The sequence below is a fragment of the Bradyrhizobium sp. BTAi1 genome (assembly GCF_000015165.1).
Taxonomy (GTDB): Bacteria; Pseudomonadota; Alphaproteobacteria; order Rhizobiales; family Xanthobacteraceae; genus Bradyrhizobium; species Bradyrhizobium denitrificans.
The window spans coordinates 1,889,551-1,903,997 of record NC_009485.1; the positions used below are offsets into that span (position 1 = coordinate 1,889,551).

The 14,447-nt window shown below is 66.0% G+C and carries 12 protein-coding genes; 4 read left to right on the forward strand and 8 right to left on the reverse strand.

Features of this window, described 5'->3' with window-relative positions; translation table 11 throughout:
- The first annotated feature begins 123 nt into the window (after nt 1-123).
- From BBTA_RS08495 to BBTA_RS08510, 4 genes are all read left to right on the forward strand, one after another.
- Nucleotides 124-1,296 (forward strand): phosphoserine transaminase, encoded by a 1,173-nt coding sequence (locus BBTA_RS08495; RefSeq protein WP_012042058.1) that lies wholly within the window; start codon nt 124-126, stop codon nt 1,294-1,296.
- 264 nt (nt 1,297-1,560) lie between these two features.
- A complete protein-coding gene (gene serA / locus BBTA_RS08500) occupies nt 1,561-3,150 on the forward strand; it encodes a phosphoglycerate dehydrogenase (RefSeq protein WP_012042059.1) in 1,590 nt (529 codons plus the stop codon).
- A gap of 197 nt (nt 3,151-3,347) precedes the next feature.
- Complete coding sequence (locus BBTA_RS08505; RefSeq protein WP_012042060.1) at nt 3,348-5,003, forward strand: mucoidy inhibitor MuiA family protein; 1,656 nt, start codon at nt 3,348-3,350, stop codon at nt 5,001-5,003.
- Nucleotides 5,004-5,497: 494 nt separating this feature from the next.
- Complete coding sequence (locus BBTA_RS08510; protein ID WP_041750486.1) at nt 5,498-7,072, forward strand: ABC transporter substrate-binding protein; 1,575 nt, start codon at nt 5,498-5,500, stop codon at nt 7,070-7,072.
- Nucleotides 7,073-7,156: 84 nt separating this feature from the next.
- On the opposite strand, the gene BBTA_RS08515 is transcribed toward BBTA_RS08510, so the two are convergent.
- The 8 genes from BBTA_RS08515 to BBTA_RS08550 are packed head-to-tail and all read right to left on the reverse strand — an operon-like array spanning nt 7,157 to nt 14,245.
- On the reverse strand, nt 7,157-7,504 hold the full coding sequence (locus BBTA_RS08515; RefSeq protein WP_012042062.1) for a RidA family protein: 348 nt from the start codon (nt 7,502-7,504) through the stop codon (nt 7,157-7,159).
- A 7-nt stretch (nt 7,505-7,511) separates the two neighbouring features.
- Nucleotides 7,512-8,645, reverse strand: a complete 1,134-nt coding sequence (locus BBTA_RS08520; RefSeq protein ID WP_012042063.1) for an FAD-binding oxidoreductase — start codon at nt 8,643-8,645, stop codon at nt 7,512-7,514.
- A complete protein-coding gene (locus BBTA_RS08525; protein ID WP_041750487.1) occupies nt 8,642-10,048 on the reverse strand; it encodes an NAD(P)/FAD-dependent oxidoreductase in 1,407 nt (468 codons plus the stop codon). The genes BBTA_RS08520 and BBTA_RS08525 overlap by 4 nt, the downstream gene beginning before the upstream one ends.
- The gene (locus BBTA_RS08530; protein ID WP_012042065.1) at nt 10,045-10,341 is read right to left on the reverse strand and encodes a (2Fe-2S)-binding protein; all 297 of its coding nucleotides are present in this window, start codon (nt 10,339-10,341) and stop codon (nt 10,045-10,047) included. The genes BBTA_RS08525 and BBTA_RS08530 overlap by 4 nt, the downstream gene beginning before the upstream one ends.
- A gap of 31 nt (nt 10,342-10,372) precedes the next feature.
- Nucleotides 10,373-11,512 (reverse strand): FAD-binding oxidoreductase, encoded by a 1,140-nt coding sequence (locus BBTA_RS08535; RefSeq protein WP_041750488.1) that lies wholly within the window; start codon nt 11,510-11,512, stop codon nt 10,373-10,375.
- 8 nt (nt 11,513-11,520) lie between these two features.
- Complete coding sequence (locus BBTA_RS08540; RefSeq protein WP_012042067.1) at nt 11,521-12,330, reverse strand: ABC transporter permease; 810 nt, start codon at nt 12,328-12,330, stop codon at nt 11,521-11,523.
- A complete protein-coding gene (locus BBTA_RS08545) occupies nt 12,327-13,208 on the reverse strand; it encodes an ABC transporter permease (protein ID WP_012042068.1) in 882 nt (293 codons plus the stop codon). The genes BBTA_RS08540 and BBTA_RS08545 overlap by 4 nt, the downstream gene beginning before the upstream one ends.
- The gene (locus BBTA_RS08550) at nt 13,205-14,245 is read right to left on the reverse strand and encodes an ABC transporter ATP-binding protein (protein ID WP_041750489.1); all 1,041 of its coding nucleotides are present in this window, start codon (nt 14,243-14,245) and stop codon (nt 13,205-13,207) included. Before BBTA_RS08550 ends, BBTA_RS08545 begins: the two co-directional genes overlap by 4 nt.
- Between the last annotated feature and the right edge of the window lie 202 nt (nt 14,246-14,447).

Below are 14,447 nucleotides of genomic sequence, written 5' to 3' on the forward strand. Positions count from 1 at the left end.
AATTCTGCGTGAACGCGCGACCAACAGCCCGCGAAGTTCCTTGACGCGGAACGGCCGTTCCCTTAATCACGCCAGCGGGACACCTCCCCCCAACGGGAGGCTTACTATCTGGAAGGATAGACGATGACTGCAGCGAAGCCTTCGCAGCGGCCTGCCGTGCCGCATTTCTCCTCCGGCCCCTGCGCCAAGCGCCCCGGATGGACCGCCGAAAATCTCAAGGACGCCCCGCTCGGCCGCTCGCATCGCGCGAAGATCGGCAAAGCCAAGCTCAAGCAGGCCATCGAGCTGACGCGCGACGTGCTCGAAGTGCCGGCCGACTACAAGATCGGCATCGTGCCGGCGTCCGACACCGGCGCGGTCGAGATGGCGCTGTGGTCGCTGCTCGGCGCGCGGCCGGTCACGACGATCGCCTGGGAATCCTTCGGCGAAGGCTGGGTCAGCGACATCGTCAAGGAGCTGAAGCTCAAGGACGTCACCAAGCTGCATGCGGGCTATGGCGAGATTCCGGATCTGTCGAAGGCCGATCCGGCCACCGACATCGTCTTCACCTGGAACGGCACGACCTCCGGCGTGCGCGTGCCGAATGCCGACTGGATCAGCGCGAGCCGTGAAGGCCTGACGATCTGCGACGCCACCTCGGCCGCCTTCGCGCAAGCCCTGGATTGGCCGAAGCTCGACGTCGTCACCTTCTCCTGGCAGAAGGCGCTCGGCGGCGAGGCCGCGCATGGCATGCTCATCCTTTCGCCGCGCGCAGTCGAGCGGCTCGAGACCTACAAGCCGGCCTGGCCGCTGCCGAAGATCTTCCGCCTCACCAAAGGCGGCAAGCTCAATGCCGGCATCTTCGAGGGCGAGACCATCAACACGCCGTCGATGCTGTGCGTCGAGGACTATCTGGATGCGCTCAACTGGGGCAAGTCGATCGGCGGCCTCAAGGCGCTGATCGCGCGCGCCGACGCCAACACCAAGGTGCTAGCGGACTGGAAGGCGCGCACGCCCTGGATCGATTTCCTCGCCCAGGATCCGGCGATCCGCTCCAACACCTCGGTGTGCTTGAAGGTGGTCGATCCCGCCATCACGGCGCTGTCGGCCGATGCCCAGGCCGAGTTTGCCAAGAAGCTGGTGTCGCTGGTCGAGAAGGAAAACGCCGGCTTCGATTTCGCGCATTACCGCGACGCGCCGGCCGGCCTGCGCATCTGGTGCGGCGCGACCGTGGAAGCCAGCGACGTCGCGCTGCTGACGCAGTGGATCGACTGGGCGTTCGCGGAAGCCAAGGCCGCGCTGCCGAAGGCCGCCTGAGGTTCGCGCGACGCCGCCATTGCGAGCGCAGCGAAGCAATCCAGGGCCGAACAGGACGTCTGGATTGCCTCGTCGCAAGTGCTCCTCGCAATGACGAAATAAGTTGCGAGAGTTGAGCTAAGCGTAGCGCGCTGTGCCCAACATCTATGTAACCTGACGCGAGAGAGCGGTGGGCACGCTTTGCTTTGCCCACCCCACGAGCTTTCCCCTCATCCCGGCGCGCTGCGCCGCCCTCCTCGATGGAAGGCGTGAAGGACCATCGTCATGTCAAAGCCCAAGGTTCTCATCTCCGATGCTCTGTCCCCGGCCGCCGTGCAGATCTTCAAAGATCGCGGCGTCGAGGTCGACTTCCAGCCCAATCTCGGCAAGGACAAGGATAAGCTCGCCGACATCATCGGCGATTATGACGGCCTTGCCATTCGCTCGGCCACCAAGGCGACGGCCAAGATCATCGAGCGCGCCAAGCGGCTCAAGGTGATCGGCCGCGCCGGCATCGGCGTCGACAATGTCGAGATTCCCGCGGCGACCGCCAAGGGCATCATCGTGATGAACACGCCGTTCGGCAATTCGATCACCACCGCCGAGCATGCGATCACCATGATGCTGTCGCTGGCCCGCGAGATCCCGCAGGCCGACGCCTCGACGCAGGCCGGCAAGTGGGAGAAGAACCGCTTCATGGGCGTCGAGATCACCGGCAAGACGCTGGGCGTGATCGGCTGCGGCAATATCGGCTCGATCGTCTGCGACCGTGCCCAGGGCCTGCGCATGAAGGTGATCGGCTTCGATCCGTTCCTGACCGAGGAGCGTGCGCGCGATCTCGGCGTCGAGAAGGTCGAGCTCGACGAGCTGCTGAAGCGCGCCGACTTCATCACCTTGCACACGCCGCTGACCGACAAGACCCGCAACATCATCGACGCCGCCGCGATCGCCAAGATGAAGCAGGGCGTGCGTATCATCAATTGCGCGCGCGGCGGCCTGATCGACGAGCAGGCGCTGCTCGCGGCGCTCAACAGCAAGCATGTCGCGGGCGCCGCCCTCGATGTGTTCGCCGAAGAGCCCGCCACCAGCAATCCATTGTTCGGCCATCCCTCCGTCATCTGCACGCCGCATCTCGGCGCCTCGACCACGGAAGCGCAGGAGAACGTCGCGCTGCAGATCGCCGAGCAGATGTCCGACTATCTGCTGACCGGCGCGATCTCGAATGCGATCAACTTCCCCTCGATCACCGCGGAGGAAGCGCCGAAGCTGAAGCCGTTCATCGCGCTCGCCGAGAAGCTCGGCTCGTTCGCCGGACAGCTCACCGAGAGCAGCATCACCAAGATCCAGATCACCTATGAGGGCCAGGTCGCGGAGATGAAGACCAAGGCGCTGACCTCGGCGGTGCTGGCAGGCCTGCTGCGGCCGATGCTGGGCGAGGTCAACGTGGTGTCGGCGCCGGTCATCGCCAAGGAGCGCGGCATGATCGTCGACGAGGTGCTGCGTGCCGGCGAGAGCGACTATGAGAGCCTGATCACGGTCGCGGTGACGACTGAGCAGCAGGAGCGCGCGGTGTCCGGCACGGTCTATGCCGACGGCAAGCCGCGCCTCGTGGACATCAAGGGCATCCGCGTCGACGCCGAGTTCGGCAAGTCGATGATCTATGTCACCAACGAGGACAAGCCGGGCTTCATCGGCAAGTTCGCAAGCCTCTTGGGCGACGCCAAGATCAACATCGCGACCTTCCATCTCGGCCGCGTCGCCGCCGGCAGCGACGCCATCGCGCTGGTCGAGATCGACGGCGCCGTGCCGGCCGAACTGCTTGCCAAGATCCAGGCGCTGCCGCAGGTCAAGCAGGCCAAGGCGCTGACGTTCTGACCGCAAGGCGGGATCCCGACGTCCCGAAAAAGGCAGCGCGGAAGATCGCCGCGCTGCCTTTTTTCATTCTCGACGACGCTCGAATGATCGTCTTCGGACCTGATTGAACCCGCTTCACTTTCCCCACGTCTAAAAGCCCGATGAAGGGCCGGCTGATCCGGTCTCGTGGGCGCTGGGCTGCGGAGAAAGTGATGATCATGCGACACAGAGGCCTGACGGCCACGGGGCTCGTTCTCGGCGCAGCGCTGAGTGCTGCGCCCGGCCATGCTGCCAACCGCGACGTGACCTCGACCGTCGATGCCGTCACCGTCTATCCCGACGGCGCCAGCGTCACGCGAGTCATCGCGCTCGACCTTCCCGCCGGTGATACGACGGCGATCGCCAAGGATTTTCCGCTCGGGCTCGATGCGTCCTCGCTGCGCGTCGAGGGCGAGGCCGGTGCAAAACTCGTCATCGGCACCGTCGATGCCAAGCCGCCGCGCGCAGCTCCGTCGGCCAACGTGCCGGAGATCGACAAGCGCATCGAGAGCTTGAAGGACGAGCGTGCCAATCTCGACGGTGCCATTGCTGCCGCCCTTGCGCGCAAGAAGTTTGCCGAGCGGTTCGCCGCGGCGTCGCCGGCCGGTCTCGGCGAGAAGGGCGAGGCACGGCCTGTCGCGGAGTGGCGCAACGCCTTTGCCGCGGTCGGCGAGGAGGTCGGCCAGGCCGATGCCGCGATCCGCGACGCCGAGCGCAAGCAGCGCGACATTGACCGCGAGATTGCGCGGCTGCAGGCGGATCGCGCGGACAAGCCGCCGAGCAAGCTGGAGGTTCAGATCGAGCTCTCGGCCGCGGCCGCGACCAAGGCTGTCTTGCGTGTGACCTACACGGTCCGCAACGCCCATTGGATGCCGCTTTACGACGCGCGTCTCGAGACGTCGGCGAAGGACCGCAAGCCGGCGCTGGAACTGGTGCGACGCGCGGAGGTCCTTCAGGCCACCGGCGAGGATTGGTCCGATGTCGCACTCTCGGTCTCGACGGTGCGAACGGGACGGGGCGGCAGCGCGCCCGAGCTCAAGACGGTGATCGCGCAATATCCGCCGCCGCCGAGGCCGGCGGTTCCCAGCGCGGCACGCGGATTCCCGGAGATCCGGCAGGAATTCCGGTTCAACGGCGGGACGAGCTTTGGCGACGTCGCGGACAAGGCCCTTGAGCAGGAGACGGTCGCGGAGATCAGCGCGTTCCAGACCGTCTTCCGTCTTCCCGGCCGCGTCACTGTCGGGGCGAATGAGGGCGCCAAGAATCTGCGCATCTCGACCGCGACGATCACGCCCGATTTGATCATCCGTTCGGCGCCCATCGTCGATCCCACCGCCTATCTCGAAGCGAGCTTCCCGCAGACCGAGGACGCGCCGCTGCTGCCGGGCAAGGTCTCGATCTATCGGGACGGCATGTTCGTCGGCACCTCGAACATGGCCCATGCCGGCAAGGGCGAGCCGGTTCGCGTCGGCTTCGGCGCCGATGACAAGGTCAAGATCGAGCGCAGCGTGATCAAACGCAATGAAGGCTCGGCGGGCCTGATCGTGACGACCGCGAAGATCGATGAGCGCGCCTTCAAGACCACGATTCGGAACGCGCATGATTTCCCGGTGAAGGTCGCGATCCAGGATCAGCTGCCGGTCAGCGAGAATGAGGAGATCGCGGTCGAGATGCTGCCCTCCACGACGCCGCCGACATCGCTCAATGTTCGCGACCGGCGCGGGGTGACCGAATGGATCGTCGATGCCAAGCCCGGCGAGACGAAGGACATCTCGTTTGCGTGGCGGGTGCGCTGGCCGAAGGACAAGACCATCGTGCTCAATCCGTCAGGCTAACTGATATTCAGAGCCTATCATTCGACGGACCGCCTGGTCAGACGGTCCGTCGAGTGCGCGCCTTTCATCAACTCGAGATCAGGCCGCAGCTGTCGTTGAAACCCGAGGTGTTAGTTCGATCCGGGCCAATGCAGCTGCGGCATCATTGCGTCGCGCTTGCCCTCATCTGAACTCAAAGCGGTCGTAGATGCCGGGAATGTCGTGTCTTTGCCCAGACACGGACGCAAGTCACAATCGGCGGTATTCGGACATCAACGCTGCGGGATACGGGAAAACAATAGCTTTCGCGCGATCCAAGCGGCGGCAGGAAGAATTGACCGGCTCCGACTGTCGGGGCCGGCTAGCAGAATTTTCTTCCCGATGTTTCCGGCATTCCCCATCGTCATGACGATATCCGAATTACCGCAATCGATGGTCATCCCGGTTGGCCTCATCCTTGCGTTCGGTCTATGCGAGACGCGCGGCGGAGAGCAACGGAGGTCTCGGTCTACCAGATGCAATATCTGTCTTTCGCCTCGTGCATCACGCGGCATTCGCTTCGACCGGCGGTGTTGTCCGCCGTCATCATCGCCGCACATGCGAGTGGGGCCGCCGCGGCCGACAGTGTGAACGTGGTCCGCGAGCTGGCCGGCCGTGTCGGCCCGATCCTCGGTTCTGCCCAGGCCTGCACCAGCATCGCGACACGCCGCGTTCAAGTGATGCTCGGCAAGTTTCAGCAGGCGATCCGCGAGGCCTCGGCCAACCCGAACGACCGCAACGAGCTGGCCCGCGAGTTCGAGAAGAACATCGCCGATGGCCGGACTGCGGTGAATCGTGGACGGGCCGATTGCAGGCTGGTCGAACGCCAGCTCGCCGATCTCGAAGGAAGCGTCGGCGCGCCGCCGGCGCCGACCGCCGCGCCGCTCGCCGGCAATGCGGCCAGCCCTGCACGGCCGGCCGCTGCTGGCCAAGTGCGAGGCGTGACCGATCAGGAAATCCGCTTCGGAATGGTGATCCCCTACACGGGAAGCGCCAAGGAGAACGGGCAGAGCTACAAGCGCGGTATCGAGGTGGCGTTCGCGCGGGCCAATGCCGGCGGCGGCGTCCATGGCCGGACGCTCAAGCTGATTGCCGCCGACGATGGTTTCGAACCGACGCGGACCTTGGACGCGATGAAGCTGCTTTGGGACAAGGAGCAGGTGTTCGGCTTTCTCGGCAATTTGGGCACGCCGACCGCGGCGGTCGCCGTGCCATTTGCGCTCGAGCGCAAGGTGCTGTTCTTCGCGCCGTTCACCGGCGGCAGCGTGGTGCGGCACGATCCGCCGGACCGTTATGTCTTCAACTACCGGCCGAGCTTCGTCGAGGAAGCCGACGCCGCGGTGCGCTATCTCCTGAAGATGCGCAAGATCAGGCCGAACCAGATCGCCGTGTTTGGCCAGAATGACGATCTGGGCGAGCAGGGCTTCGCCGGTGTCGCCAAGGCCTATCGTGCCGCCGGTCTCAACGACTCGACGATCCTGCGGCTGGTCTATAACCGCAACTCCATCGACATGGACGAGGCGGTCGCCCAGTTGAAGCAGCAGAGGGTGCCGATCAAGGCGATCGTGATGGTCGGCACCACGCGCCCGGCGGCGAAATTCATCGAGAAGACGCGCGATCTGTTTCCCGGCATGATCTACACCAACATGTCGATCGTCGGCGCCACGGCGCTGGCGCAGGAATTGATGCTGCTGGGACCGCGCTTCACCGAGAATGTCATCGTGACGCAGGCCGTGCCGGCCGTCTCCGGCTATTCGAGCACCGTGCTCGAATTCAAAACGGCGCTGGCCCAGGTGGCGCCCGGCGAGGTGCCGGACTACATCTCGCTCGAAGGCTATATCGCGGCGAACCTGCTGATCGACGCGCTGAAGCGCTGCGGACCGCAGCTCGACACCGAACGCCTGGTGGAGACGCTGGAGAGCACGCGGAATCTCGACATGGGGCTCGGCGCCGCGCTCAATCTGAGCCGCGGCGATCACCAGGCCCTGCACAAGGTCTGGGGCACCCAGCTCGACAAGACGGGCGTCTATCAGCCGATCGATCTGGAATGAGTCTGGGGGACGGGCCGGGCGGCCCGTCATCCCAATGCGTCTGCGCCGATCCGAACCGCCGGGCCGGCAACGGCCGCGGCGCGATCAGCCCTTGACCGCGGTCACCACGATTTCGATCAGCGCGCCACCGCCGAGATCGGCAACGCCGACGGTGGCACGGGTCGGCAGATCCTCGCCGAAAAATTCGGTCCAGGCAGCATCCATCTCCTTCTTCTTCGACAAGTCCGTCACGAAGATCTGGCCGGAGACGACACGCGACCGGTCGGTGCCGGCCTCTTTCAGAAAGCCGTCGATCTTGCCGAGGATGTTGCGGGTCTGCTCGCCCATCGACACCGATGTGTCGTCGGCGATGGTGCCGCCGATGAAGACGAAGCCATTGGCTTCGACGATGCGGTGATGGATGGCCGAGCGGATCTTGCGGGTGATGGTCATGCTGTCCTCATGCTGTTGCTGAAGGGGAAGCGTTGCGGAAGCGCTCGATGCTGAGCTCTCCGATCCGGGTCTGCGTGCCGCCATGCACGATCAGTTCGGCCATCACGGCGCCCGCGCCGGGGCCGAGCTGGAAGCCATGCAGCGAAAAGCCGAATTGGTGAAACAGGCCCTCATGCACGGCGCTTGGCCCGAACACCGGGATGTCGTCCTGCATGCGCGCCTCGATGCCGGCCCAGGCCCGCATGATGGTGGCGCTGCGCATCACCGGGAATAGCTCGAACACGGTGCGCGCGCTGATGGCGAGGCTGCGCCAGTCGAGCACCGTCTCGTTGCGATCCTGATCCGGCGCCGCGAGATGGCCGCCTCCGATCAGTACGGTGCCGTTCTTGAACTGCTTGAATGACAGTTTGCGGCCGCGCAGGATCACCACGGGATCGATGAAGTGCGGGACCGGCGAGGTGATCATCAGCATCGGCGCCACGGTCGTGACCGGCACGGGCTCGCCGAGCCCGGCGGCGATGCGGCCGCCCCAGGCGCCGGCGGCATTGACCAGAATGGGGGCGGCATAGGTGTCATCGCCGACATCGACGCGCCAGAGCCGATCCTCCTTGCGGATGTTGCTGGCGGTCACGCCCTCGCGGATGATGGCGCCGAGCTGCTCGGCCTTGCGGCGAAACGCCGTCGTGGTCCTGGCGGGCTGTGCCGCACCGTCACGGCGCGAGACGATCCCGCCAGGACAGCTCTCTGCCACCGCCGGCACCAGCCGGCGCAGCTCGGCGCTGTCGATCAGCTCCTCATGGCTGAAGCCGCGCGCGTTGAGATCGGCGACCCGCTCACGGCAGGCGGCGAGCTCGGCCGCGTTCTCCGCGACAAGCACCTGGCCATGGCTTTCGAAGCCGCAATCATCGTCGACCAGTGCGGCGATGCTCTCCCAGATTCCCATCGACCGGATCGACAACGGAATCTCGGCGACGTCGCGCGCGAGCTGGCGCACGCCGCCGGCATTGACGCCGGAGGCGTGGCGGCCCGCATAGTCCTTTTCGATCAGCACCGGCTTCAAGCCGGCGAGACAGAGATGCAGCGCGGTCGAGCAGCCGTGGATGCCGCCACCCACGATGATGGCATCCGTGTTGATCGTCATCCGCGCACCACCGCCTTGGTGGCCTCGTCGCTCTTGGGCAGGCTTGCGAGCTCCGACAGCATGATCGGCTTCACCGGCGCGCGCAGCCGATAATAGCCGATCTCCTGCGGGCTCTTGCCGCGCGCTTCCGCCATCAGCTCGGTGACGGTGAGGCCGCACAGCCGGCCCTGGCAGGGGCCCATGCCGGTGCGGCGATAGGCCTTGAGCTGGTTCGGCCCAGTCGCGCCGATTGCGACGGAATCGAGCACGTCTTTGGCGGTGATCTCCTCGCAGCGGCAGACGATGGTGTCTCCGTCCGGAATGCGGAATTGCTTCGCCGGCCGGAACAGGACGTCGAGAAAAGTGCGGCCGCGCTCGGCGCGCTTCAACTGCGGTGAAAGATCGGAGACCTTGGCGGTCGGGCGAAGCGCCTTGATCGCGCGTTCTGCCGCAATGCGCCCGCGCCACAGCGCCGCCTGCGCGCCGCCGATGCCGGCGCCATCGCCGGCGATCGTGATGCCCGGAATCGAGCTGTTGCCGTCGGCATCGAGCACGGGCGTCCAGCACAATTGCAGCTCGTTCCAGCGATGCTCGACACCGGCGGCCATCGCCAGGTTGACGTTTGGTACCACGCCGTGATGCAGCAGCAGCAGCTCGACCGGCAGCCTCTCGCGCCGGCCGCCGGCCGTGACATAGCTGACCGACTCCAGCCGGTCCGTGCCCGCCGCCGCCAGCTCCGTCACGCCGGTGGTGACTTTCACCTTGGCGCGGACCTCACGCATCATCGCCAGCCCCTTCACGAAATAAAGCGAGGTCATGAAGGCGAAGGCATGGGGCAGCGCGGCCAGGTAGTTGGCGCGCGGCGTGGTGTCGAGCACGCGGTCGATGCGGCCGCCGAGGCGCAGGATCTGCGCGGCGAGCAGCCACAGCAGCGGTCCCTGGCCGGCGAGGACCGTCGGGCCATCCGGCACCAGGCCGGACGATTTCAGCATCGTCTGCGCCGCGCCGGCCGTCATCACGCCGGGCAGGGTCCAGCCTGGAATCGGAAACGGCCGCTCCTGGGCGCCGGTCGCGATGATGACCCGCTTGGCCTTGATGAAGGCCGAGCCGCCGCCGACGGAGACGCCGAGCTCGAGATTGCGGTCGAGACTCCACACCGTCGCGCGATGGATGATCTCGGCGCCGCTGTCGCGGGCGGCCCTGGCGATCTCGGCGCCCGACCAGTAATCGGCGCCGAGCAGCGCTTCATTCTTGACCGGCGTTGCGCCGATCGCGCGCCAGACCTGGCCGCCGGGACCGGCGTTCTCGTCGAGCAGCAGCGTCGACAGGCCGGCGCGGGCCGTTGCGGTTGTCGCGGCGAGTCCGGCCGGACCGGCGCCGATCACGACGACGTCGTATTGTTCATGCTTCGGCGCGGCGCTCATTTGCCGATCTCCCGCTTGCCCTTCTGGATTTCGATTTGCATGCCCTCGGCCACGGGCACGAGGCAGCCCTGGCGGTTGCCGACGCCGTCGATGGTGACGAGGCAGTCGAAGCATACGCCCATCATACAGTAGGGCAGTCGCTTGGCGCCGCTCACCGCGGTGTCGCGCCTGACGTCGAGACCCGAGGCGAGCAGCGCGGCCGACACCGTGTCGCCTTCGCGCGCCGAGATCGCCTGGCCCTCGACATGGATGGTCAGCGCTCGCCTGCCATCATCCTCAGCTCGTTTGAACATCATCGTCTCCGTGGCGGCGTTCGCCGCGATCTCAGTAATAGCCACTGCCGCCCGCGCCGATTTCGTCGGCGAAGCGCTTGGCTGTGAAGGCGCCGACCAGTTCGGGCGCCAACGCGCCGTCCTTCACCATGCGGGCGATCTCGAAGGCGTGGTTGGCGGCCAAGGTCACGCCGGAATGGCAGCAGGCGACGAAGGCCCCCGGATGGGTCTCGGACTGCTCGTAGATCGGGAAGCCGTCCTTCGGCATCACCCGGATGCCGGTCCAGCTCCTGACGACATTGAGGCGCGCCAGATGCGGGAACATGCGCTGGGCCCGGTCGGCCATCACGGCGTTGATCGGATGGTTCTGGACGCGATCGTCGAGCTCGTCCTCCTTGCTGTCGCCGATCATCACCGTGCCCTCATCGGTCTGGCGGATCGTCGTCAGCGGATGCGGCAGGAACGGCATCGTGCGCTCGGTCACGACGATCTGGCCGCGAGTCGGTCCCATCGGCGCCGACAGCCCGACCATCGGCGCCAGCGTCTGGTTGGCGTTGCCTGCCGCGAGCACGACCTTGGCGGCCCGCAGCTCGCCTTGCGCCGTGGTCAGCCTGAACTCGTTGCCCTCGCGCGCAATGGCGCTGACGGCGCGCTCGGGCAGATAGTCGACCCCGAACTGCTTCATGCCGGCATGCAGCGCGCGGAAGGTGCGCAGCGAGTTCACATGGCCGTCGAACGGACAGAAGCTACCGCCGGACACGTCGGGCCCGATCAGCGGCAACATCTTCTTCACCGCTGCGGCGGTCAGCATCTCCATGTGGTAGTCGGCCGCACCGACCTGGTTGTGCATGCGCGCGACGAGCTGGCTGCGCTGCTCGTATTCGGCCTCTCCCAGGCAGAGATGAAAGCCGCCATTCTGCTGCAGCACGACGTCGAGCCCGGTCTGCGCCTTCAGCTCCTCCGCGAGCTTCGGCCACGCCTTGGCGCCGCGCACGGTCCAGCCTGTATAGGCCGGCATGCCCAGTCCCTTGCTCTGCACCCAGACCAGCGCGAAATTGGCGCGGGACGCCCGCTTGGCGATGTCGCCCTCGTCGAGCACCGCGACGCGCTGGCCGAGCCGGCCCAGCCCCCAGGCGATGGCAGAGCCGAGCAGGCCGCCGCCGACGATGGCGACGTCGTAATCTCTCATCATGGTCTCTCCTATCGCCCTGCGTCGCCGCCCTTGGCGGTGAGCACCCGGTCGAGTCCGTAGCAGCGATCGAGCAGGATCAGGACGGTCATGGTGATGGCGATGACGCTGGCGGACACCGATGTCACCAGCGGATCGATGTTGTCCTGGATGTACAGGAACATCCGCACCGGCAGCGTCTCGGTGCCGGGCGTTGCCAGGAAGATGGTCATGGTCAGATCGTCGAATGATTGAATGAAGGCGAGCATCCAGCCCGAGACGATGCCGGGCAGGATCGCCGGCAGGGTGACGCGGCGGAACATGGTCCAGCCGTCGGCGCCGAGCGAGATCGCTGCCATCTCGACCGAGCGATCCATGCCGGTGGCCGCCGCCAGCGTCAGCCGCAGTGCAAAGGGAAACACGACCACCACATGCGCGATCACCAGCGCCAGAAATGTGCCGCCGATGCCGGCCGACGTGAAGAAGCGCAGAAAGGCGATGCCGAGCACGACATGGGGAATCATCAAGGGCGAGAGAAACAGCGCCGACAGGGCGTCGCGGCCGCGGAACTGATACCGGCTGAGCGCGAGCGCGGCCGGCACCGCAAACAGCAGCGCGACACAGGACGACAGCGCCCCGAGCCACAGGCTCACGGCGAAGGCATGGACGAATTCCGGATAATTGGCGAGCGCCTTGAACCAGCGCAGCGAGAAGTTCGTCGTCGGAATCGACAGGAAGCCCTCGGGTGTGAACGCGACCCAGCAGACGACGACGATCGGCGCCACCATGAACACCACGAACAGTGTGTGGAAGACCAGCGCGGCGGGACCATTCCGGCTCATCGGAACATCTCCTGATAGCGGCGCTCGATCAGCGCATTCGATCCGACCACGATCAGCACCAGCGCGATCAGCAGCAGCACGGCGACCGCCGCGCCGAGCGGCCAGTTCAACGTGTTGAGGAATTCGTCATAAGCGAGGGTCGCCGCGACCTTGAGCCGGCGTCCGCCGATGATCGCGGGCGTGGCGAAGGCACTCGCCGACAGCGAGAACACGATGATGGCGCCCGACAGCACGCCGGGCATGATCTGCGGCAGGACGATGCGGCGGATCACGGTGAACGAGCCGGCGCCGAGCGACAGCGCGGCGTTCTCGACCTGCGGATCGAGCCGCTGCAGCGCGGTCCACACCGCGAGCACCATGAACGGCATCATCGCATGGGCCAGCGCGATCACCATGCCGGTCTCGGTGAACATGAAGCGGAGCGGCGAGGCGATCAGTCCGGAGGTCATCAAGAGCTTGTTGACGAGGCCGTTGTTGCCGCCGAACAACAGCGCCCAGCCGAGCGTCCGCGCGACCACCGAGATCAGCAGCGGCCCTATGATGATGAGCAGGAAGAGACCTTTCCATGGTCCCTGCATGCGGTTGAGAATGTAGGCCTCGGGCACGCCGAACACCGCCGTGATCAGGGTGGCGAGGACGGCGACGCGGAAGGTGCGCCAGAACATCTCGGCGTAATAGGGATCGCTGACGATCTCGATCCAGTTCTTCAGGATGAAGACCGGCTCGATGCCCTTGTACTGGCCCCAATCATGGAACGACAGCAGCACGGTCATCGCCAACGGAATCACGACGACCCCGGTGAACAGCATCAATGCCGGCAGCGCCAGCGTCAGCCCGGTTCGCGCGTCGGACGGGTTCGCGGAGACGGTCGTGCTCATGCGGCCACGCTCGCCCGCAGGCTCATGTCGGAGTCCTGCCAGATCAGGTGCACTGTTTCGCCCTGGTCCGGCTGCGGCTGGCCGTCATTCTGACGGATCACGATCGCGGGGCCGCATTCCGTGTCGCACTGGAACAGCCAGTGATTGCCCTGGAAGATGCGGCTGGTGATCCGCCCCGCGAGGCCGGAACTGCCGAAGCTGATGCGCTCGGGGCGCACGCTGATGGTCACCGTCCCGGTGGCGCCGGCCGGCGCCGGCGCGCTCCACGAGCCCGCAACGAGCCTGGCTAGCCCGGCAGTGCGCTCCACCTCGGCCGCGAACTCATTGGTCTTGCCGAGAAACTGCGCGACGAAGGCCGAAGCCGGCTGCTCATAGACCTGCTGCGGCGTGCCGATCTGCTCGATCTTGCCTTTGCTCATCACGACGATGCGGTCGGACAGCGACATCGCCTCGATCTGGTCGTGGGTCACGAGGATCGTCGTGGTGCCGAGATTGCGCTGGATCTGGCGCAGCTCGATCTGCATGTCCTCGCGCAGCCGCGCATCCAGATTGGACAAGGGTTCGTCGAGCAGCAGCACCGACGGACGGATGACCAGCGCGCGTGCCAGCGCGACACGCTGCTGCTGGCCGCCGGACATGCGGCGCGGGTGCCGGCCTTCGTAGCCGGCCAGACCGACAAGCGCGAGCGCCTTACGCACGCGCTCGTCACGCTCGTCGCGCGGCACTTTGCGCATCTCGAGGCCGAAGGCGACGTTCTCGGCGGCCGTCATGTGCGGAAACAGCGCATAGCTCTGAAACACGATGCCGAGCCCGCGCTTGGCCGGCGGCATGGCGACGAGGTCCTTGCCTTCGAGCCTAATCGTGCCGTGGGACGGATCGAGGAAACCCGCGATCATCTGCAAAGTCGTCGTCTTGCCGCAGCCGGACGGGCCGAGAAACGAGATGAACTCGCCCTTGGTGACAGCGAGGCTGAACTCTTCGACGGCCGTGTTGGGGCCGAAGGATTTTCCGACGCGGTCGAGTTCGAGGAGGGACATGCGGGTTTCCGGGACGACACAAGGATGGCGCTGGACAAGGCGATGCTTCTGCAATGCCAGACATCATCGGCGTCTAGCAACGCGTTCGCTGCAACCTCGCCCCGCTTGCGGCGAGAGGTCGGATGGCATCGCAAGATGCCATCCGTGTGAGGGGGGACAGGTCTAACAATTCGTACCGATCGGGCCGCTGCCCCTCACCCCA

Bases quoted from the DNA above. Each gene is read 5' to 3' on its own strand.
- BBTA_RS08495 (WP_012042058.1), top strand. From the start codon at position 124: ATGACTGCAGCGAAGCCTTCGCAGCGGCCTGCCGTGCCGCATTTCTCC.
- serA (WP_012042059.1), top strand. From the start codon at position 1,561: ATGTCAAAGCCCAAGGTTCTCATCTCCGATGCTCTGTCCCCGGCCGCC.
- BBTA_RS08505 (WP_012042060.1), top strand. From the start codon at position 3,348: ATGCGACACAGAGGCCTGACGGCCACGGGGCTCGTTCTCGGCGCAGCG.
- BBTA_RS08510 (WP_041750486.1), top strand. From the start codon at position 5,498: ATGCAATATCTGTCTTTCGCCTCGTGCATCACGCGGCATTCGCTTCGA.
- BBTA_RS08515 (WP_012042062.1), bottom strand. From the start codon at position 7,504: ATGACCATCACCCGCAAGATCCGCTCGGCCATCCATCACCGCATCGTC.
- BBTA_RS08520 (WP_012042063.1), bottom strand. From the start codon at position 8,645: ATGACGATCAACACGGATGCCATCATCGTGGGTGGCGGCATCCACGGC.
- BBTA_RS08525 (WP_041750487.1), bottom strand. From the start codon at position 10,048: ATGAGCGCCGCGCCGAAGCATGAACAATACGACGTCGTCGTGATCGGC.
- BBTA_RS08530 (WP_012042065.1), bottom strand. From the start codon at position 10,341: ATGTTCAAACGAGCTGAGGATGATGGCAGGCGAGCGCTGACCATCCAT.
- BBTA_RS08535 (WP_041750488.1), bottom strand. From the start codon at position 11,512: ATGATGAGAGATTACGACGTCGCCATCGTCGGCGGCGGCCTGCTCGGC.
- BBTA_RS08540 (WP_012042067.1), bottom strand. From the start codon at position 12,330: ATGAGCCGGAATGGTCCCGCCGCGCTGGTCTTCCACACACTGTTCGTG.
- BBTA_RS08545 (WP_012042068.1), bottom strand. From the start codon at position 13,208: ATGAGCACGACCGTCTCCGCGAACCCGTCCGACGCGCGAACCGGGCTG.
- BBTA_RS08550 (WP_041750489.1), bottom strand. From the start codon at position 14,245: ATGTCCCTCCTCGAACTCGACCGCGTCGGAAAATCCTTCGGCCCCAAC.